The sequence below is a fragment of the Amycolatopsis sp. Hca4 genome, from assembly GCF_013364075.1.
Classification (GTDB): Bacteria; Actinomycetota; Actinomycetes; order Mycobacteriales; family Pseudonocardiaceae; genus Amycolatopsis.
On sequence record NZ_CP054925.1, the window covers coordinates 10913989 to 10933072 of the forward strand.

Here is a 19084-nt window from a genome sequence, read left to right on the forward strand (position 1 = left end):
CAGGCAGCGGGAGCGAACCGGACGTCTCGGGACGGGTGCGGCAAACCGGCCCGGGCGCGGAACGTCCGGCGGCGGCTGACGGCTCAACCGTGCCCCGCCAGCATAGTGCATCTGCACTACCCGGACCCATCGGGAGTGACCAGGTGGCGCGGGAACCGGTGAAAAATGCACCACGGATCGTGAAGGAGGCGGCTCGGCCCGGCGGGCACTCCCGGTGATCGCCGAGCCCGCGGATAACGGGCCGTAACGAAATGCACCCTCTCGGCGAGTAACCTGACACCAGGGGGTGATCGATGGTGCACGGGCGCCGGCTCGGTGGCTTCGACCAGGCGGAACTGCCCGCGGCTCACCGGATCCGGTGGTGGCTGGCGGCGGTGACGGCCGGGCTCGTCGCGGCCGGCTTCGCCGTCGTGCCCTACCTGCCGTTCTTCCAGGCGTGGACGTTCGTGCGGGACCCGAAGGTCGCCACCGTGATCACCTGGACCGTGCTGCAGACGTCCGTGGTGCTCGTCTCCGCCGTCCTGACGCTGTACTTCGTCGGCCGGGCGCGGCTGGAGGCCGCGGCCTACCGGGCCAACCAGATCGACATCCGGGTGTTCGTCGACGAACGGCCCGAAGGCAGCCACGACCGCGAGGTCGACTCCGCCGTCGAGCTGACCGCCACCTTCAAGCGGTTCCTCAACGACTCCCGGCTCTACACCCCGACGCCGGTCCCCGGCGCCGGCAGCTCCTACGACTTCCTCCAGATCGTCGAGCACGCCGGCGACGCCGCGGAGGGCTGGTGGAAGGCGGTCACCAAGGTGATCCGGCTCGCCCAGCCGCCCGCCGCGTTCACCGTCACCGGCACCGTCCGGCCCGGCAACACCCCGGGCCGGCACCAGCTGATCCTGGAGCTCGTGCGCGTCCCGCGGTTCGCTGCGAGCCCGCTGGTGATCGAAGACGCGAACTGGCCGCGCGTGCTGCACCGGGCGGCGAACGCGGTGGCCGCACTGGTCATCCCGCGCAGCGCCTACGTCCGCTCGAACATCCACTGGGCCGCCTGGCGCGGCGCGAAGATCCCGTACGAGCTCTTCGACGCCTACCAGCGCGCCAACCACTTCATCACCTACCGCCGCTACGACGAGGCCCTCGCGGAGTACTACCGCGCGGTCAGCCTCGACCCGGCGAACGTCTACATCAGACTCGAGATCGCCGCCCTGCAGGAACAGCTCGACCTGCACCTGGACGCGCTCGCCACCTACGACGACGTCATCACCGTCTGCAGCCGGGGCCACGCGCGGCTGGCCCGCTGGTGGATCGGCCCGGACTTCGCCCGCCAGCCGCGCCACGCCGGCCGCGGCCGCGACGTCGCCCTGCTCATCGCCCGCTACCGGCACGCGCTGGTGCTCGGCCACGGCGACTCCGTGGCCGGGTCCTGGTGGGTGCGGCGGACCACCGCGGGCGTCCCCGGCGACGCGCGGGCACAGCGCCGCGCGGAGCTGCGGGCCGCGATCGAGCTGCGGTTCCGCCGGTACGTCGACCTCGACGTCCGGACGCGCCCGTACGCGATCCCGCGCGAGAAGCGGCTCGAGCTGCACCGGCGGGTGCTCAAGGTGCCGGTCGAAGAGCTGCTGGTCAGCGAGGCGACCCCGGCGCAGCTGGCCGAGTACAACCAGCGGGCCGCGGAGATGCGGTCGTACTTCTGCGCGCTGTCGCAGTACGAGATCGAGCGGCTCGTCGAGGACTACCGCCGGTTCACCCGCCGCTGGCGGCGCAGCTGGCGGCAGCTGACCAACCGCGCCCTCGACCTGTCCCTGGTCTGGTCGGGTGCTGCGGCGCGCGATGGCCGACGTCGAGCCGGTCACCGGCGCGGTGCCCGAGCCGCAGCCCGCCTACCCCGGCAGCCGCGTCCGGCTGGCCGACGTCTGCCCGGACCGGCGCTGGCCGCCGGACCCGCAGGCGCTCGACGACACCGTCGAAGCCGCCGGGCCGCGCCGCTCGTGGGAGGAGTGCTACAACGCCGCGAGCGTGTACGCGGTCGCGATGCTCGAAGTCGGCCCGCGCGGCGAGCGAGACCTGCGCGACCGCGCGCGCAACCCGCGTCTGCTGGGCGAAGCGCGGGACGAGGTGGCCCGCCGCGCGGTCCGCGAGCTCTACCACGCGGCGACGATCAGCCACAGCGGGCGGCTGCCGGAGCGCCGCTCGTGGGTGATGGGGGAGGACCCGGACCTCGCGGCACTGCGCGGCCACGAGCTGTTCCGCGGGTTCGAGATGGTGACGTTCTCCCCGGACCGGGCGGCGCCGCTGCGGCCGCAGCGCGCGCACGTCTGGGAGCAGGTCGGCTACGTCCGGCGGCTGGTCGCCGAGATCGCGGGCTGCCGGGCGCACTTCTGGCGCGGCCGCGCCCTCGACGAGGGACCGCGCCCGGACGGCCGCACGCTCGACCGCTGGCGCTCGGCCGACCGCGACGCCTGGCGCAAGCTGGCGAACCTGGCGGCGGGCAAGCAGGACTGGTACACGCGCTACCAGGCGATCTGCGCGTTCCGCGAGTGGGCGGCCGAGTGCGGCTACCCGGGCTCGATCGCCGGATTCCCGTTGTACTGCGAGGAAAGCCTGCACGCCCAGCTGCGCGGGGCGGCCGGCCCCCGCGCCAGGACCGACCTCGACGCGAACATCGTGGTCCGCGAGTACGTCCGGCTGTGCGACCGCCGCCTGGACCACCTGCTGGCGGACGTGGCCGAACTCGAGCAGACCCCGGTGGACGATTTCGCGGCCCGCGCGGAACTGTGGGCGGCCCTGTGTTCGTGGTTCGACGACGACATCGCCGACGGCTCGTCGGCCGACGAGCGCCGGGAACGGTTCCGCAAGCTCGCGCGGCCCTAGCTCGGCCGCGTGTAGCGGTGCTTGACCCCGACCGGGAAGTACTCGGGGTCGCCCGCCGGCCGCAGGACGATCTGCGGCAGCTGCCGCTCGGCCGGGACGTAGTGGGCGAACTCGCTGTTCAACCGCACGAGCTGAGTGCGCACCGCCTCCGCGATGCGGCCGGCGTCCGCGGTGGCGCCCGGCGCCGTCTCCACGGTCACGCGCAGGCGGCGGTCGCGGTCGGCGTCCTCGACCGACTCGACGACGAACTTGCCCGTCACCGTGTCGCTGATGCCGGGCTGCTCCAGGCCGACGGTCACGTTCTCCGGGTAGACGTTCGCGCCGAAGAACGACACCGTGAACAGCGAGCGGCCGAACACGTACACGAACGGCAGGTCGGGACCCGGTGGCGGGGTGAAGCCGTGCCGTGCGCAGAACGCGAGCAGCTCCGCGTGCGACAGGAGCCCGCCGTCGTCGGCGATGTGGTAGCGGATGAGCGGGATGCCGCCGTCGCCGCTGAAGACCAGGGTGCCTTCGTGCACCTCGAAGAAGCGGCTCGCCGGGTCGTACTGCACCAGCGTCGGCAGCCGCGCGTCGCCGAAGAGCTCGCGCGCCAGCTCCGGGCGGCCGGCGAGGAACCGGCGGATGCCCGCCGACAGCGGCGTTTCGGTGCCGAGCACGCCGGCATCGGCGGTGCCGTACAACGACGCGACGTGGCGGACCGGGTCGGCGATCCCGGCCCGCCGGGCCACCAGCTCCCGCCACTGCTCGCTGAACACCTCGCCGGCGAGCACGAGCTTGATCGCGTACGCGGGCCAGTCGACACCCGCGGCCAGGCCCGTGTCGACGACGTCCTTGACGAACGGCGGGTAGCCCAGCAGCACCACCTGCTCGAAGTGCGGCGCGAGCTCGGGCAGCACCCGCAGGATCTCGGCCTTGTTGTTGCCCGGCGCGACCACGGTGATCGGGCACCCCTTGGCGGCGAGGTGCCGCACGCACGCCGTGGTGAACAGCCCGCCGACCCAGGTGCCGAGCGGGAAGCAGACGACGGCGAGGGTGCTGCGCCGGTCGGCCTCGAAGGCGCCGGCCAGGACGGTCTCGAACCGCCGGGCGACGTGCAGCTCGTCTTCGAGGGCCCGCGGCCAGATCGTCGGGTGGCCGCTGGAGCCGGAGGAGACGGCGATCATGTCGTTGCCCGCGAAGGTGCCGCCGCGGCACAGCTCCGGCAGCGGGTACTTGCGGTGGTAACCGGCCTTGTCGGTGAGCGGCAGCGCCCGGAAGTCCGCGATGGACTGGACGGTCGCGGGCTCGATGCCGTGTTCCCGAAGGAACTTCCGGTACGCGGGAACGGTTTCCGCGGTGCGGTGGAAGAGCTCAAGGACGGGGTTGCCGTCCGGCGGTTCCGCGGTGCCGAAGAAGGTGTCGAACGCCTGCCGCACGCGGAGCTGCCGACCGAGGTCCATGATCGGAGCATAGCGGCGCCCGCGTGCCATGATGGGCGCCGTGAGCACCTCGGCCCAGGAGCAGCCCGCCGGCGCGCCGCTGACCCTTTACCTGGTCAAGCGGCTGGAGCTGGTGATCAGGGCGCTGCTCGACGACGCCCTGCGGCCGCTCGGGCTCACCACGCTGCAGTACACGGCGCTGAGCGTCCTGGAGGCCAGCGGCGCGTTGTCGTCGGCGCAGCTGGCCCGCCGGTCGTTCCTGCGACCGCAGACGATGCACGAAATGGTGCTGGCGCTGGAGAAACGTGGCCTGATCGCGCGCACGCCGAAGGCGGGCAACAAGCGCGTCCTGCTGGCCGGCCTCACCGACGCGGGCCGCGAGCTGCTCGCGGGGTGCGCACCGGCGGTCGCGGAGCTGGAGAACGCGCTGCTGGCCGACTTGAGCCCGGGCCAGCGGGCGACCTTCCGCGAGGGCCTCCAGCACGGAGTCACGGCGTTGGGCGCCCTCTCGGGCCGGCGGGAAGCCTGATTTCCGCGGAGGTACGGCGGAGGGGACACCTGGTCGATCGCTCTCGGCCGAGTGGAGCCGCAGGTCCGGCGCGCTGAGCGGGAACCGCTAGGCCGGACGAGTGGAAGCGCCGGACGGGCCGTTGCGGGGGTGTGGCAGCAGGCGTTGGAGGGTACGTCCCAGTCCTGTTCTCACCGTGGAGGTTCGCCGAAGTGACCGGGGCTCGCGAGGTGGGCGGCGCGTCCGTCGCCGCCCGCAGGCTGCTGGTGCTGGCGGGCGCGGTGGCCGGCCTGTGGCTGGTGTTCTGGTTGACGTCGGACCGTGCCGATGCGGCGGCGGTGGTCTCCGGAGCCGGCGATGCCGTGGCGGGTGCGGTGGGGTCGGATTCGCTAGTGCCGCACGCCGTCGGGCGGGTGGTTGCGGCGGGGAGCCGGGGCGTCGCCACGACGGCGAAGGCGGCCGCCTCGCCTGTTGCGACGAGCTCGGGGGCGGCGGCCGGGGGCGCGCCCTCTGCCGGGCCGAGGGCGCGGGTGGTGGCCTCACCCGTCACCACGGGCGCCACGGTTGTCGCCGGGACGGCGGGGCGCGCCGTGGGTGCGGCTGTTTCGTCTGCGCCGGTGGCCGGCGCCGTCGGGACCGTGGGTGAAGCCGCCCGTACCGTGGCGCCGATTGCGCGGGGCGTGGGCTCTGCCGTCTCGCCGATCAGCGGGTCCGAGCTCGTGGCGCCGGTGTCGCGGGTCGTTGCCGGTGTCGTGCGTCCCGTCGTTCCCGTTCTCGCGCCCGTCACCGCTGTCGCGAAGTCGCTGCTTTCCCCGGTGACCGGGGCGGCCGCCCCGGTGCTCGAACCGATCGTCTCCGCTCTGCCGAGTGACCTGGCCAAGCCGGTCACCTCGCCCGTCGTGAACGAGCCCACCGGCAAGACCGTGCCGCCCGTCGGCGCGCCCGGGGCCGTCGAACCACCCACGTCCGGCTCCGTCGTCCGCGAAGTGATCGTGCCCGGCCAACCCGCGGCGATCGGCGCCCCACCGGATCAGGCTCGCCGGTCCGTCCTGGCGCCGGCGAAGGCCGCCCAGCGAGCGCGCCCCTGTGCCGCGCGCGTCGTCGTCAAGCCGCACCGGAGCGCAGCGAGCCACGACGGCACCCACCGTCCCGGGAACTCCCCGGCGCACCCAAGCTCGCCCGTGCCCTCCTCCGAGGCCACCGCCGCCGGCGCCGGGATCCCGCTCGGCTTCCTGACCGGCGGCCCGGCCCCGCACCGCTTCCGCGCGTCCCCCGGGGCGCACGGCGATTTCGTGCCGCTGTGGCGGCCGTGCAAACCGGGCACCGGGCCCGGCTAGCCGCTTCCCGATCTTCCGTCCGTCGTGTGCTCCGCGGCGCGATCCGCGCTGCCCGCGACCGCCGAATCCGACCGAAAAACCCCAGCGTGGAAGAGGGACGAAATGGAAGCGAGCGTGTTCGACCTCGGGAAGGTGCGAAGAGACGCGGTGGTCACTGTCCGCCTGGACGCGATGGCCAACGTGCGGCTGCTGACCGCGGTCAACTTCCAGGCTTACCGGCGCCGGCAGTACTACCGGATGCACGGCGGAGTGGCCACCGCACCGATGTTCAAGATCCACATCCCGGCCAACGCCCACTGGTTCCTGGTCATCGACGTCGAGGGCCTCGAAGCCCGGCCCCTGCGTCCGCGGGTGAGCGTCGAACCGGAAGCGGCCGTCGCGGCGCGGGGCCGCAGCGGCTCGCGGTGACCCTCCTCCGGCGGCCCCGCGACCGGGGCCGCCGGACCTTCGGCGCATCGGCGGCCGGATGCGGGGTACCCGGACCGGATGCAGACGTTCCTGCCGTGCGCCGGCTTCACCGCCAGCGCCCGCACGCTCGACCGCCGCCGCCTGGGAAAGCAGCGCGTGGAGGCGCTCCAGGTCCTCCGCGCGCTGGTGATCCCCGGCTACGGCTGGCGCCACCACCCGGCGGCGAAGATGTGGACGGGCTACGAGGAAGCGCTGACCCGCTACGGCCTCGAGGTCTGCGCGGTGTGGTGCGAACTGGGCGCGGCGGACACGTGCGCGGCGAAACTGGGGGAGGAGTTCACCCGATCGGTGAGCAGCACGGGGATCCGCAGCCAGCAGGAGCTGACGGAGGCGGGTGACGTGCCACCGTGGCTGGGCGACGAAGCGCTCCACCGCAGCCACCAGTCGGCGTTGGTGCGGAAGGACCCGGAGCACTACGGGACGCGGTTCCCGGGGGTACCGCCGGACCTGCCGTACGTGTGGCCGCTGTCGGACCGGCCGAGCCGCACGGCCTGATCGGGCGCACGCGCCTGCCCGCACGGGCTTGGCCGCTCAGGGACGCACCCGCGGTGGGCCGCTGCGCCTCGCCGGCCTGAGCCGCGGAGGCTTGCGCGGCTGCTCTGCCTGCTCGCTCGTGGGTGCGGCGGCTGGGCCGCGCGGGCTTGGCCGGTCGGGGTGGCGCCCGCGTTTGGCGCTTTGCCGGGTTTGGGCTGTGGGGGCGTGCGCTGCCTGCTCGTTCGGTTGCCGCGCTCGTGGGTGCGGCGGTTGAGCCGCGCAGGCTTGGCCGGTTGGGGAGGCGCCCGCGCCGTTGGCGCCTTGCCGGGCTTGGGTCGCGAGGGCTGCTCGCTCGGTTGCCGCGCTCGGTGGGGCGGGCGGCTGGGCCCGCGTAGGGCTCCGCCGGTTTCGAGCGACCGTGTGGCGCGCCCGCGCGGTGGGCTCTGCGCCCGACCGAGATCGCCCGGACCGAGCCGCATTCCCCGGCGCGGCCGCCGTGCCTGGCCGGGTCGCCTCCGCCGGGTCCGAAATGCGCACCGGACCTGCGGTTCCACTGGTCCGCACCCCACTCCGCCCCCCGACCTTCGGCGTATTTACAACGTTGTACCAACGATGTAAATCTGTTTCCCGCCCGGCTCGTACGCCGTTGGAAGGGGCCACCGATGTCCTCCAGAACCAGAACCAGAACCCGAATCCCCGGCCAAGACCACCTCACCCGCCGCGAACTCCTCCGGCTCGCCGGTGGCACCGCCGCCGCCGTCGCGGTCGCGCTCTGGCTGCCCCAGACCGCCACCGCCGCTCCCACCGCCGCCGCCGGGAGCTTCACCCCCATCCGGCCGCCCGCCACCCCCTTGATCGTCCGCTCGCCCTACCTCTCCACCTGGCAGCCCGCCGACAACCTCGCCGGCACCTGGTCCAGCTTCTGGACCGGCCACATCACCGCCCTGTGCGGGCTCGCCCGCATCGACGGCACCCCCTACCTCTTCGCGGGCGCGCCCGGCAGCCCCGCCGCGACCCCGATGTCGCAGCTCAGCCTGCAGGTCACCGGCACGCGCTCGACCTACGTCCTCACCGGCGGCGGGGTGAACCTCACCGTCACCTTCTTCTCGCCGGTCGACCCGGCGAACCTGCAGCGCCAATGCGTCCCGTTCGGGTACGTCACCATCCAGGCCGCCAGCGCCGACGGCCGGGCACACACCGTCGACCTGCACTTCGACACCTCCGCCGAGTGGGTGCACGGGAACACCGCCACCCCCGTCACCTGGACTCAGCAGCAGACCGGCGGCTACACGCTGCTCAGCTGCACCCCGGCCAGTCCCGGCGTGCTGCAGGAAAACGGCGACCAGGCCGGCTGGGGCTCGCTCGTGCTGGCCGCGCCCACCTCCGGCGTCACCTGGCAGATCGGGCAGGACACCGTCGTGCGCGGGGCCTCGGCGAGCCAGGGCACCCTGAACAACACCAGCGACACCGCCCAGCCGCGCGCGATCAGCGACCGGTGGCCGGTGCTGGCCTTCAACAAGAACCTCGGCACCGTCCCGGCCGGTGGCACGTCGGCCCCGTTCACGGTCTCGGTCGGGCACGTCCGCACGCCCGCCGTCCGCTACCTCGGCACCGAACTGCGTCCCTGGTGGACGCACTACTGGGGAAGCTGGCAGGACATGGCGGTGTGGTTCGCCAACGACTACACCGCCGCACTGAGCGCCGCCACCGCGATCGACCAGCGGCTGCACGACGAAGCCGTCGCCGCGGCCGGTGGCGGGAGCACCGGCGAGCACTACGCCGGGATCTGCGCGCTCGCCCTCCGCCAGGCCTTCGGCGGCACCGAGCTGGTCGACCGGAACGGGGCGCCGTGGGCGTTCCTCAAGGAGATCTCCTCCAACGGCAACATGTCCACAGTGGACGTCATCTACCCCGCGTTCCCCGGCTACCTGCACCTTTCGCCCGCGTACCTGCGGCTGCTGCTGGAGCCGCTGCTCGACTACGCTGAGCGCGGCGGCTGGCCGATGGCCTTCGCCGAGCACGACCTCGGCACCCACTACCCGGACGCCACCGGGCACAACGACGGCAACGAAGAAAGCATGCCGGTCGAGGAGTCGGCCAACCTGCTGATCATGGCGGCCGCGCTGGTGCAGCGGCTCCCCGCGGCGGAGGCGACCGCCTTCGCGAACACCCACTACCGGATCCTGCGGCAGTGGGCCGAATACCTGGTCGCCAACACCCTCGACCCCGGTTTCCAGAACCAGACCGACGACTTCACCGGCTTCATCGCCCACAGCGCGAACCTCGCGCTGAAGGGGATCATCGGCGTCGGCGCGATGGGCGTCATCGCCACCGCCGTCGGCAACGCCGCCGACGCCCAGCGGTACCGCTCGACGTCCCGCGCCTACGTCAGCCAGTGGGTGACGCTCGCCGAGGACGGCAGCCACCTGCGCCTCGCCTACGACCAGCCGGGCACCTGGAGCCTGAAGTACAACGGCTTCGCCGACCGCGTGCTCGGCCTCGACCTGGTCCCGCTCGGCGTCGCCGCCCAGGAGGCCGCCTGGTACCAGGGCCGGGCCGGCGCCCACGGCGTCCTGCTCGACCCGCGCAACAACTACACGAAAGCCGACTGGGAACTGTGGACCGCGGCCTGGCTCGCCGACCGGCCGGACATCCGCACCACCCTGGTCGAAGGCGTCTACAGCTACGCGAACACCACACCGCAGCGGGTGCCGTTCAGCGACTGGTACGTCGTCGCCGACGCCACCCAGCGTGGCTTCCAGGCCCGTCCGGTGGCCGGTGGCTACCTGGCGCTGCTGACCGGCCCGGCCGCCTCGACGACCGCGTGGCGGAAGCTGCAGAACCAGCGCTCGGGCAAGGTCCTCGCCGTCTCGGAGATGGCGCTGGCCGACTCCGCCGAGGTGACGCAGTGGTCGGACAACGGCACCGCCGACCACCTCTGGGCCGTGGTGGACAACGGCGACGGCACGGTCCGGATCGTCAACCGCAACAGCGGCAAGGTCCTCGCCGTGCACGACCAGAGCCTCGACAACGGCGCCCACGTCCAGCAGTACCGCGACAACGGCACCCCCGACCACAACTGGCGGATCGTCGACGCCGGCGGTGGCTGGTCGAAGCTGGTCAACGTGCGCAGCGGCAAGGTGATGGCGGTCGACCAGCAGTCCACCGCGGACGGAGCCCAGGTGACCCAGTGGGACGACAACGGCACCCCGGACCACCTGTGGCGGTTCGTCTGACACCGGTTTGCGACACTGGCGCCCGTGTGCGCCGACTTCACCCGGATCCGCCGGTTCCTCGCCGAGCGCGAGCCGCCGACGCCGTGCCTGGTCGTCGACACCGACGTGGTCGCGGCCCGGGCGGCCGGGTTCGGTGCGGCGTTCCCCGGCGCGCTGATCCGGTACGCGGTCAAGGCCAACCCGGCGCCACCGGTGCTCGACGCGCTGGTGGCGGCCGGGATCGGCTTCGACGTCGCCGGGCCTGCCGAGCTCGCACTGTGCCTCGGCCGCGGCGCCGACCCGGCCGAGATCGCCTACGGCAACCCGATCAAGAAGCCGCGGGACATCGCCTTCGCCTTCGAGCGCGGGGTCCGGGAGTTCACGTCGGACGCTCCCGCCGACGTCGACCACCTGGCCCGGTACGCGCCGGGCTCGGCGGTGTCGATCCGCGTCCTGCTCGACGCGCCGGACTCGGCGACGCCGTTCGGCCGGAAGTTCGGCTGCGCCCCGGCCGAAGCCCTCGACCTGGTGCTGCGCGCGGCCGCACACGGGCTGCGGCCCGGTATCGCCTTCCACGTCGGCTCGCAGCAGCCGGACGTCACCGCCTGGGAGATCGGCATCGCGACGGCGGCGAAGCTGTTCGGCGAAGCCGCGGCGCACGGGGTCGGGATGACCCGGCTCAACCTCGGTGGCGGCTTCCCGACCACGCACCGCACGGCCGTCCCGTCACTGGCCGCGTACGCGTCGGCCATCGCGGCGGCCCTCGACACGTCCTTCCCGTCCGGGCGGCCGGAGCTGCTGCTCGAGCCCGGCCGGGTGCTCGTCGCGGACGCCGGCCTGCTGCGGACCGAGGTCGTGCTGGTCGCGCAGCGGGACGACCGGCGCTGGGTGTACCTCGACATCGGCCGCTACAATGGCCTCGCCGAGGCCGAGAACGAGGCCATCGCCTACCGGTTCGAACCCGTGGACACCCGCGGCGGTCCGGACGGCCCGGTGGTGCTGGCCGGCCCGACCTGCGACGGCGACGACGTGCTCTACCAGCGGACGCCGTACCGGCTGCCGCTGGCGCTGCGCAGCGGCGACCGGCTGGACGTGCCGGGCACCGGGGCCTACACCGCCAGCTACGCGTCCGTGGGGTTCAACGGGATCGAGCCGCTGCGCACCCACTGCCTCGGGAGGTGGGGCGATGCCTGACGTCGGCCGGTTCACCGGACGGCACGTGCTCGCCGAGCTGCACGGCGTCGACCCGGTCCTGCTCGACGACCCGGTGCGGCTCGGGGAGCTGCTGCGGGCCGCGGTGACCGAGGCGGGCGCGACCGTCCTCGACGTCGTGGCCCAGCGGTTCGCGCCCCAGGGCGCCACGGTCATCGCGCTGCTGGCCGAGTCGCACGCGTCCGTGCACACCTACCCGGAGCACGGGTCGCTCTTCGCCGACGTGTTCACCTGCGGGGAACGCGCCGATCCCGAGCACGCCCTGCGGCTGCTGGCCAAGTCGCTGCACGCCGCGCCCGTCCACCTGTCGGTCCTCCACCGGGGAGAACGCTGATGCCGCTGATCCACGAACCGGTCGGCGACGGCCTCACCCGCGTCTGGGAGGTCGGTGCCGTGCTCTGCCACGAGCGCACGCCGTACCAGGAGCTGCTGATCGGGACGACGCGCAGGGCGTTTCGCTGTTCTGCGACGGCGAACGCCAGAGCACCGAGGCGAGCCAGCTGGTGTACCACGAAGCCCTGATGGTGCCCGCGCTCCTGCTGGCCGAGCGGGTGCGGCGGGTGCTCGTCGTCGGGTCCAGCGAAGGGGTGGCGAGCCGGCTCGCCGTCGCCGCGGGTGCCGAACTGGTCGACCACGTGGACATCGACGCCGACGCCGTGCGGGCCTGCGCCGAGCACCTGCCCTACGGCTACACCCCGGCGGAGCTGGCGCGGGCCGAGCGCGGCGAGGGGCCGATCCGGGTGTCCTATGCGGACGGCTGGGCCTTCCTCGCCGCGGCCGAGGCGCGGGGCGAGCGCTACGACGTGGTCGTGATCGACCTGCCGGACGAGAACACCGATCCGGACGCGCAGCACAACCGCTTGTACGGCAAGGACTTCCTCGCCCGCTGCGCGCGCCTGCTGGCGCCGGGCGGGGTGGTGACCTCCCAGGCCGGCTGCCCGACGCTGTGGCGCAACGAGACGCTGCGCGCGTCCTGGCGGCGGTTCCGCGAGGTGTTCGGCACGGTGCTGTACTTCGGCTCCGACGAGCACGAGTGGGCGTTCCTGTCCGGCCGCGTGGACGTGGTCGGGGACCCGGGCGCGCTGGTGGCGCGGCGGTTCGCGGAGCGGGGGAGCCCGGCGGCCACGCTGGACGCCGAAGCCCTGCTCGGCGGCTGCACCCCGCCGCGTTCGCTCCGCGCCGGTGGTCCGGACCGGCGGTCTTGACCTTCGATTCCGCGAATATCGAGCCCCGCGAAACGTGAATTGGCGGGAAATGGATTTCCCGTGCGCTCCGCTGTCGTGTTACTCCGTTCAGTGGCCGTCGAAAAGGTTGCGATCGCGCTACGATCCTCTCCGCGCGCGATCATCACCACCACTCGGCACCGTGGCCCATTTGGAGGAGCGTCATGCTCGGTATGTCGGTCGTAGGCGCAATGATTCTGTCCACCCTCGTCGCCCCCGTCGATTCTCCGGCGGCCTCGGTGCCGTCCGAAAGAATCACGCTCGACATCAAGACGATCAACGGCTCGGGCTGCCCGGCCGGCACGGCCACCGCCTCGGCCGACGTCGCCTCCGACAACACCTCGTTCACGGTGCACTACACGAACTTCACCGCGCGGGCCGGCGGTGGCGCGCCCGCGCTCGACGCGCGCAAGAACTGCCAGATCAACGTGCTCGTCCATGTGCCACAAGGGTTCACGTATGCGATCGCGGAAGCGGAGTACCGCGGCTTCGCCCACCTCGAGAGCGGGGCGAGCGCCCTCGAGCAGGCCAACTACTACTTCGCCGGGACGGCGCCGACCGCCCGGGTGCGGCACACCTTCCCCGGTCCGTTCCACGGCGTGTGGCGGGCCGGCGACGTCACCGAGGTGGCCGAGCTGGTGTTCGCGCCGTGCGGCGAGAGCCGCAACCTGAACATCAATGCGGAACTGCGGGCCGATGCCGGTTCATCGGCGGGATCCAGTTTCATCGAAATGGATTCCGAGCACGCGAACGTGGACACGATTTACCACTTTGCGTGGAAGACCTGCTGAATTCGGCCGGTCATTGTCGCGGCGCCCGCTCACCGGAACCCCTCGCCGGTGAGCGGGTTTTACCGTGCCCGCCGGACCGGGGTTTTCCGTTGAACGCGGTTCACCCCGAAGTGTTCAGCTCCGTACTGCCCGGCGCTCGGTTTCCGGGCCGGGTACCACGCCGCATCGTCGTTCGAACCGCTCCATCAGGACGGTAGCGATCAGGAGGGCCACTGGGGTGCTCACCGCGATCCACATGTAGGGAGTTTTACCCACCGGCGCGCGCTCTCAACCGCCCGCCGACAGCCGGGTGATCAGGTCCAGCAGGCCGGCCCGGAACGCGTCGTCGTCACCCAGGCCGCCGAGCAGGGCGGGTTCGGCGCGCACCGCCTGCTCGTGCACCTCCCGGCCGCGCGGGGTCAGCCGGGTCAGCTGGCGGCGGCCGTCGGCCGGGTCCGCGGCCCGGCTGACGAACCCCGCCTTGGCCAGCCGGTCGAGCGTGCGGCTCATCGTCTGGTCGGTGACCTGGCAGCGCTGGGCCAGCGTCCGCTGGGGGAGCGGCCCGTCGCGCAGGGTGTGCAGCGCGATGAGACCCGCGTGGGTGAGGCCCATGCCGTCGAGCACGGCCACCCAGCGTTGCTCCACCAGCCGCGCGGCCACGGCCAGCAGCCGTCCGGTCGGCCAGGTGCCCAGATCGGGCTCGGGGCTCGAGCTCACCGTCACTGTGCTCACCATCACTCAGGAGTCGTCGTGCAGAATGTTCAGCTTGCTGAACAATTGGGCGTGTTCGCGCTCGAAAGGACCTTAGCGACCATGAACGACTCCCCGCGCCGCCTCCGCTGGCTGATCCCGGCCCTCCTGGTGATCGCCTGGCTGGGCCTCGGCGGGTTCGGCGGCCCGTTCGCGGGCAAGCTCAGCGAGGTCGCGAAGAACGACAACGCGGCCTTCTTGCCGCGCTCGGCCGAGGCCACCGAGGTCTCCGACGAGCAGAAGGCGTTCAGCCCGCGCCAGGTGCTGCCCGCCACCGTCGTCGCCGAGCGCACCAGCGGCCTGACCGCCGAAGACCGGCGGTTCCTCGAGGCCAAGGCCCAGGAACTGGGCCGCGTGCCCGGGGTGGCCGGCCCGCTGGGCAAGCCGGAGCCTGCCCCGCGGGACGACCAGGCCGTGCAGCTGGCGGTGCCGATCTTCGCCGACGGCAACCCCGCGGACGTCGTCAAGGAGGTCCGGGCGCAGCTCGGCGGCGCGCCCGCCGGGCTCACCGTGCTCGTCACCGGGCCTGCCGGGCAGATCGCCGACCTGGTCAAGGCGTTCGGCGGGATCGACGGCATCCTGCTGCTCGTCGCCGGCGGCGTGGTCGCGCTCATCCTGGTCGCCGTCTACCGCAGCCCGCTGCTGCCGTTCCTGGTGCTGCTGTCGGCGGTGTTCGCGCTCGGCCTGGCCAGCCTGGTCGTCTACCTGCTGGCGAAGCACGACGTGCTCGCGCTCAACGGCCAGAGCCAGGGCATCCTGTCGATCCTCGTCTTCGGCGCCGCGACCGACTACGCGCTGCTGCTGGTGGCGCGGTTCCGTGAGCAGCTGCGTGACACGCCGAGCCGGTTCGACGCCCTGAAACTCGCTTGGCGCGCGACGCTCGAGCCGATCGCGGCTTCGGCGGGCACCGTGGTGCTCGGCGTGCTGTGCCTGCTGTTCAGCAACCTCAACTCGAACAAGGGCCTCGGCCCGGTGGCGGCGATCGGCATCGGGGCCGCGCTGCTGGCGTCCACCACGTTCCTGCCGGCCGCGCTGGCCCTGTGCGGGCGCGGGGCGTTCTGGCCGTTCAAGCCGGCACTGGGCTCGCCGCACCCGGAGACGTCCGGGATCTGGGGCCGGGTGGCGCGCCTGGTCGGCCGCCGCCCGCGCGCGGTCTGGGTGGTGACGGCGCTGGTGCTCGGCGTCGGGGTCGCGTTCCTGCCGCAGCTCAAGGCGTCCGGGACCGCGCAGTCGGACGTGTTCCTGACCCCGGTCGAATCCGGGACCGGGCAGGAGATCCTCGGCCGCCACTTCCCGGGCGGCCTGGGCGCACCGGCGATCACGATCGCCGACGCGGGCGCGCTGCCCGCGGTGCTCAAGGCGGCCGCCATCGACGGAGTCGCGCAGTCGTTCCCCTTGCCGGGTCCTGACGGCCGCCCCAAGGTGGTCGGCGGGCGCGTCGAGATCCTGTCGGTCCTGACCGACCCGGCGGATTCCGAGGCGGCGGTCGCGACGGTGGGCCGCCTGCGCGACGCGGTGCACGCGGTCCCGCAGGCGAACGCCAAGGTGGGCGGCCCGACGGCGATCCAGCTGGACACGCAGCAGACGTCCAAGCGCGACCGGGCGCTGATCATCCCGATCGTGCTGCTGGTGATCTTCCTGGTCCTGGCGTTGCTGCTGCGGTCGCTGCTGGCGCCGCTGCTGCTGATCGCGACCGTGGTCCTCTCGTTCGCGGCGACGATGGGCGTGTCGGCGCTGGTGTTCAACCACCTCCTGGACTTCCCGGGCGCGGACCCGGTGGTGCCGCTGTTCGGGTTCGTCTTCCTGGTCGCGCTGGGGATCGACTACAACATCTTCCTGATGACCCGGGTCCGGGAGGAAGCACTGAGCAGGGGAACGCGGGCCGGGACACTGCGCGGGCTGTCCCTGACCGGCGGGGTGATCACGTCGGCGGGCGTCGTGCTGGCCGCGACGTTCTCGGCGCTGGCGGTGATCCCGATCCTGTTCCTGGCGCAGATCGCCTTCATCGTCGCGTTCGGCGTGCTGCTGGACACGCTGCTGGTGCGGTCCCTGCTGGTCCCGGCCCTGACGATCGACGTCGGGCGGCGCATCTGGTGGCCGTCGAAGCTGGCCCGCCTCGACGGGTGAGGCGCTACAGCATCGGTACCTGGGCGCGGTACCGGTCGAGGAAGCCTTCGTTGGCGGTGTCGCCGCCGGGGAGGTTCGAGCTCTGCCAGAGGGGGACCGGGACGGCACCGGCCAGCGTGGTCAGCCGGACGAGCAGCAGGTTCCACAGGTAGGTGGCGCAGAGGGTGGACAGCGCGCCGGTGGTGCCGCCGGCCGTGGGGACCACGGCGTCGCCGGGCGGGATGGCGGTGTCGAGCACGGCATCGGCCAGCTCGCCGAGCTTGGCGAAGGAGCGCGCGGGCGCGCTGTCCATGTGCGGCCGCGAGCAGAAGGCGACGACGTAGGCCTCCCGCTTCCGCAGTTCGGCGGCGACCTCGACGGGGAAGGCGTTGACGCCCGAGTTGGAGAAGACGACCCCGACGTCGCCGGGCTGCACCCGCGCCTGGGCGACGAGGGTCGCGGCGAGCCCGGGCACGCGTTCGAGCTGGGTGCTGGCCTGCGCACCGTGCAGCGGCAGCAGGCCGGGGTGGAACAGCGGCCGCACGCAGGCGAGGCCGCCGGCGCGGTAGAAGGTCTCCAGCACGGCAGCGAGGCCGTGGCCCGCGGCCGCGGTGTGCACCAGCCGGCCGGCGCGGACGGCGTCGAGGAGCCGGGCCGCCACCGCGGCGAGGGTGGCGGCGTTGCGGTCTTCGACCAGGCGGAGGTGCTCGCGCACCGCGGTACCGAAGTCGGCGGAAAAGTCCACGGGGTCTCCTTGCTGGGGGACGTCTCCTATGGTCTAGACCATTGCGAGGTGGTTGTCTTTGTGCTGTGGCGCGTGTCACCTCCGGGCCGCTGGACTTGGTCGTCGCGGCGAGCCGGGGGCGGCCTGGATCGTCGACGCTGCCCCGAGGGAATGTGGCCGACCCCGGCACACCGTGAGGCGGTCGGAGCCGCCGGCCGGCGGCCGAGCGCGGGCGGGCTGATCCGGCCGTCTGCCGCAATCTAGGCCGCGGCGCGCTCGGCGAGTGGACGGCGGCGCAGGCCCGGGTCGTGCACGGCCGGCGGCTGGTAGTTCTGGTCGAGTGCCCCGACGTTGGTCCCCGGCGGCACGATCTCGTCGATGCGGTCGAGGACGTCGTCGGTGAGCCGGACCTCGATGCCCGCCAACAGGTCGTCCAGCTGCGGCATGGTCCGCGGACCGAGCAGTGCGCTCGTGACTCCCGGGTGGGCGATGACGAACGCCATCGCGAGGTGGGTCATCGGCAGGCCCGCTTCGGCGGCCAGCGGGACGAGCTGCTCGACGACGTCGAGCCGGCGTTCGTCGGTGAGGTGCTTGAGCAGGTGGGCGCGGCGCAGGTCGTTCCGCTCGCCCTTGCGGACGCGCCCGGTGAGCAGCCCCTGGCCGAGCGGGCCCCAGATCAGCGTGCCCATGCCGAAGCGCTGGGCCAGCGGCAGCACTTCGCGTTCGACGCCGCGGTTGAGCAGGGAGTAGGCCGCCTGCTCGGCGCGGAAGCGCGCCAGCCCGCGCCGCTCGGCGGTCCACTGGGCCTCGACGATGTCGGACGCCAGGCTCTGGGACGTGCCGATCGCGCGGATCTTGCCGGCACCGAGCAGATCGGTCAGCGCGGAAAGCGTTTCCTCGATGTCCGTCTCGGGATCGGTGCGGTGCAGCTGGTAGAGGTCGATGTGGTCGACCTGCAGGCGCCGCAACGAGTTCTCGACGGCGGTGGTGATCCAGCGGCGGGACGCGCCTTGGTGGTGCGGGTCGTCGCCGACCTGGCGGCCGAACTTGGTGGCGAGCACGACGTCGTCGCGGCGGCCCCGCAGCGCTTTGCCGACGACCTCTTCGGAGTCGCCGTAGGCGTCGGCCGTGTCGAGGAAGTTGATGCCCGCGTCGAGTGCCTTGTGGATCATGCGGGCGGAGTCGTCCGGGTCGGGATTGCCGAAGGACGTCGCGAACATCATCGCGCCGAGTGCGTACGGGCTGACCTTGATCCCGGTCCGGCCGAGGGTGCGGTACTGCATGGGTTCTCTCCTGACGGGTGCCGGCCGGCGCGGATGGCGTACGCTGGCCGTAAGTGGAAACCTATTCCGTAACTATACGGAAAGGCTTTCCGGTTAGGCAACCGAGAGGGGCGAAGTGACCCAGGAGACCCGACGGCGGCGCGCCGACGCCCAGCGCAACGTCGAGGCCTTGCTCGAGGCGGCGCGCACGGTCTTCGGCACCTCCGGCGTGGACGCGCCGGCCAAGGAGATCACCGACCTCGCCGGAGTCGGCGTCGGCACGCTGTACCGGCACTTCCCGCAGCGCTCGGACCTGGTCAAGGCCGTCGTGAAGACCGGGATCGACGCCGTCGCCGACGCCGGGCCCGAGCTGAGCGCCGCCCACCCGCCGGTGCGGGCGCTTTCGCTCTGGATCGACCGGTTCGTCGAGCTCCTCGAGACGAAACGCGGGCTCGCCTCGGCCCTGCACTCGGGCGATCCGGCGTTCGAAGGGCTGCCCGGCTACTTCATGGAGCGCCTGGGCCCCACGCTCACCGCCCTGCTCGACGCGGCGGCCGCCGACGGCGCGATCCGCGGCGACCTCGGTGCGGAGGACCTCCTGCACGCGATCGCGTTGCTGTGCCGGCCCGTACCCGGCCGCGAGCCGGGCCACGGCAGGCGCCTGGTCGCCGTCCTCGTCGACGGCCTCCGCTACGGCGCCGGCTGACGGGACGGCCGTACCACCAGCCGGGGAGTCGCCCGCCGGCCGGGGA

General features: G+C 72.9%; 16 protein-coding genes and 1 pseudogene. 12 read left to right on the forward strand and 5 right to left on the reverse strand.

Annotation, left to right across the window (positions count from 1 at the left end):
• Nucleotides 1-116: 116 nt before the first annotated feature.
• A complete protein-coding gene (locus HUT10_RS51700; protein WP_254897405.1) occupies nt 117-1394 on the reverse strand; it encodes a hypothetical protein in 1278 nt (425 codons plus the stop codon).
• A gap of 412 nt (nt 1395-1806) precedes the next feature.
• On the opposite strand from HUT10_RS51700, the gene HUT10_RS51705 reads away from it, so the two are divergent.
• Nucleotides 1807-2862 (forward strand): hypothetical protein, encoded by a 1056-nt coding sequence (locus HUT10_RS51705; RefSeq protein WP_254897406.1) that lies wholly within the window; start codon nt 1807-1809, stop codon nt 2860-2862.
• On the opposite strand, the gene HUT10_RS49555 is transcribed toward HUT10_RS51705, so the two are convergent.
• Nucleotides 2859-4304: a phenylacetate--CoA ligase family protein gene (locus tag HUT10_RS49555; protein ID WP_254897407.1), complete on the reverse strand. Its 1446-nt coding sequence runs from the start codon at nt 4302-4304 to the stop codon at nt 2859-2861. The genes HUT10_RS51705 and HUT10_RS49555 overlap by 4 nt on opposite strands.
• Before the next feature lie 28 nt (nt 4305-4332).
• Between HUT10_RS49555 and HUT10_RS49560 the strand changes: the two genes are divergently transcribed.
• The 9 genes and pseudogenes from HUT10_RS49560 (at nt 4333) to HUT10_RS49600 (ending at nt 13511) form a co-directional block, all read left to right on the forward strand.
• Nucleotides 4333-4812 (forward strand): MarR family winged helix-turn-helix transcriptional regulator, encoded by a 480-nt coding sequence (locus HUT10_RS49560; protein WP_176177563.1) that lies wholly within the window; start codon nt 4333-4335, stop codon nt 4810-4812.
• A 191-nt stretch (nt 4813-5003) separates the two neighbouring features.
• Entirely contained in the window at nt 5004-6128 is a 1125-nt protein-coding gene (locus tag HUT10_RS49565) for a hypothetical protein (protein WP_176177564.1), read from the forward strand.
• A 102-nt stretch (nt 6129-6230) separates the two neighbouring features.
• On the forward strand, nt 6231-6536 hold the full coding sequence (locus tag HUT10_RS49570) for a DUF1883 domain-containing protein (RefSeq protein ID WP_176177565.1): 306 nt from the start codon (nt 6231-6233) through the stop codon (nt 6534-6536).
• 78 nt (nt 6537-6614) lie between these two features.
• A complete protein-coding gene (locus HUT10_RS49575) occupies nt 6615-7091 on the forward strand; it encodes an MSMEG_6728 family protein (RefSeq protein WP_176177566.1) in 477 nt (158 codons plus the stop codon).
• A gap of 641 nt (nt 7092-7732) precedes the next feature.
• The gene (locus tag HUT10_RS49580; RefSeq protein WP_176177567.1) at nt 7733-10306 is read left to right on the forward strand and encodes a DUF5127 domain-containing protein; all 2574 of its coding nucleotides are present in this window, start codon (nt 7733-7735) and stop codon (nt 10304-10306) included.
• A gap of 24 nt (nt 10307-10330) precedes the next feature.
• Complete coding sequence (locus HUT10_RS49585) at nt 10331-11479, forward strand: type III PLP-dependent enzyme (RefSeq protein ID WP_176177568.1); 1149 nt, start codon at nt 10331-10333, stop codon at nt 11477-11479.
• Nucleotides 11472-11831, forward strand: a complete 360-nt coding sequence (gene speD, locus HUT10_RS49590) for an adenosylmethionine decarboxylase (protein WP_176177569.1) — start codon at nt 11472-11474, stop codon at nt 11829-11831. Before HUT10_RS49585 ends, speD begins: the two co-directional genes overlap by 8 nt.
• Nucleotides 11831-12702: pseudogene (locus HUT10_RS49595) on the forward strand (spermidine synthase). Before speD ends, HUT10_RS49595 begins: the two are co-directional and overlap by 1 nt.
• A 182-nt stretch (nt 12703-12884) precedes the next feature.
• On the forward strand, nt 12885-13511 hold the full coding sequence (locus HUT10_RS49600) for a DUF4360 domain-containing protein (RefSeq protein ID WP_217709731.1): 627 nt from the start codon (nt 12885-12887) through the stop codon (nt 13509-13511).
• A gap of 267 nt (nt 13512-13778) precedes the next feature.
• On the opposite strand, the gene HUT10_RS49605 is transcribed toward HUT10_RS49600, so the two are convergent.
• Nucleotides 13779-14213 (reverse strand): MarR family winged helix-turn-helix transcriptional regulator, encoded by a 435-nt coding sequence (locus HUT10_RS49605; protein WP_254897408.1) that lies wholly within the window; start codon nt 14211-14213, stop codon nt 13779-13781.
• A gap of 90 nt (nt 14214-14303) precedes the next feature.
• On the opposite strand from HUT10_RS49605, the gene HUT10_RS49610 reads away from it, so the two are divergent.
• Entirely contained in the window at nt 14304-16367 is a 2064-nt protein-coding gene (locus tag HUT10_RS49610) for an MMPL family transporter (RefSeq protein WP_176177571.1), read from the forward strand.
• 4 nt (nt 16368-16371) lie between these two features.
• Here the strand turns inward: HUT10_RS49610 and HUT10_RS49615 are convergent, their stop codons facing one another.
• Both HUT10_RS49615 and HUT10_RS49620 read right to left on the reverse strand, forming a co-directional pair.
• Nucleotides 16372-17091: a sugar isomerase domain-containing protein gene (locus tag HUT10_RS49615; RefSeq protein WP_176177572.1), complete on the reverse strand. Its 720-nt coding sequence runs from the start codon at nt 17089-17091 to the stop codon at nt 16372-16374.
• 239 nt (nt 17092-17330) lie between these two features.
• Nucleotides 17331-18353, reverse strand: coding sequence for an aldo/keto reductase (locus tag HUT10_RS49620; RefSeq protein WP_176177573.1), 1023 nt, complete (start codon nt 18351-18353; stop codon nt 17331-17333).
• Between the two features lie 115 nt (nt 18354-18468).
• Here HUT10_RS49620 and HUT10_RS49625 point away from each other — a divergent pair, with 115 nt between their 5' ends.
• Nucleotides 18469-19038, forward strand: coding sequence for a TetR/AcrR family transcriptional regulator (locus HUT10_RS49625; protein ID WP_176177574.1), 570 nt, complete (start codon nt 18469-18471; stop codon nt 19036-19038).
• The last annotated feature ends 46 nt before the right edge of the window (nt 19039-19084 follow it).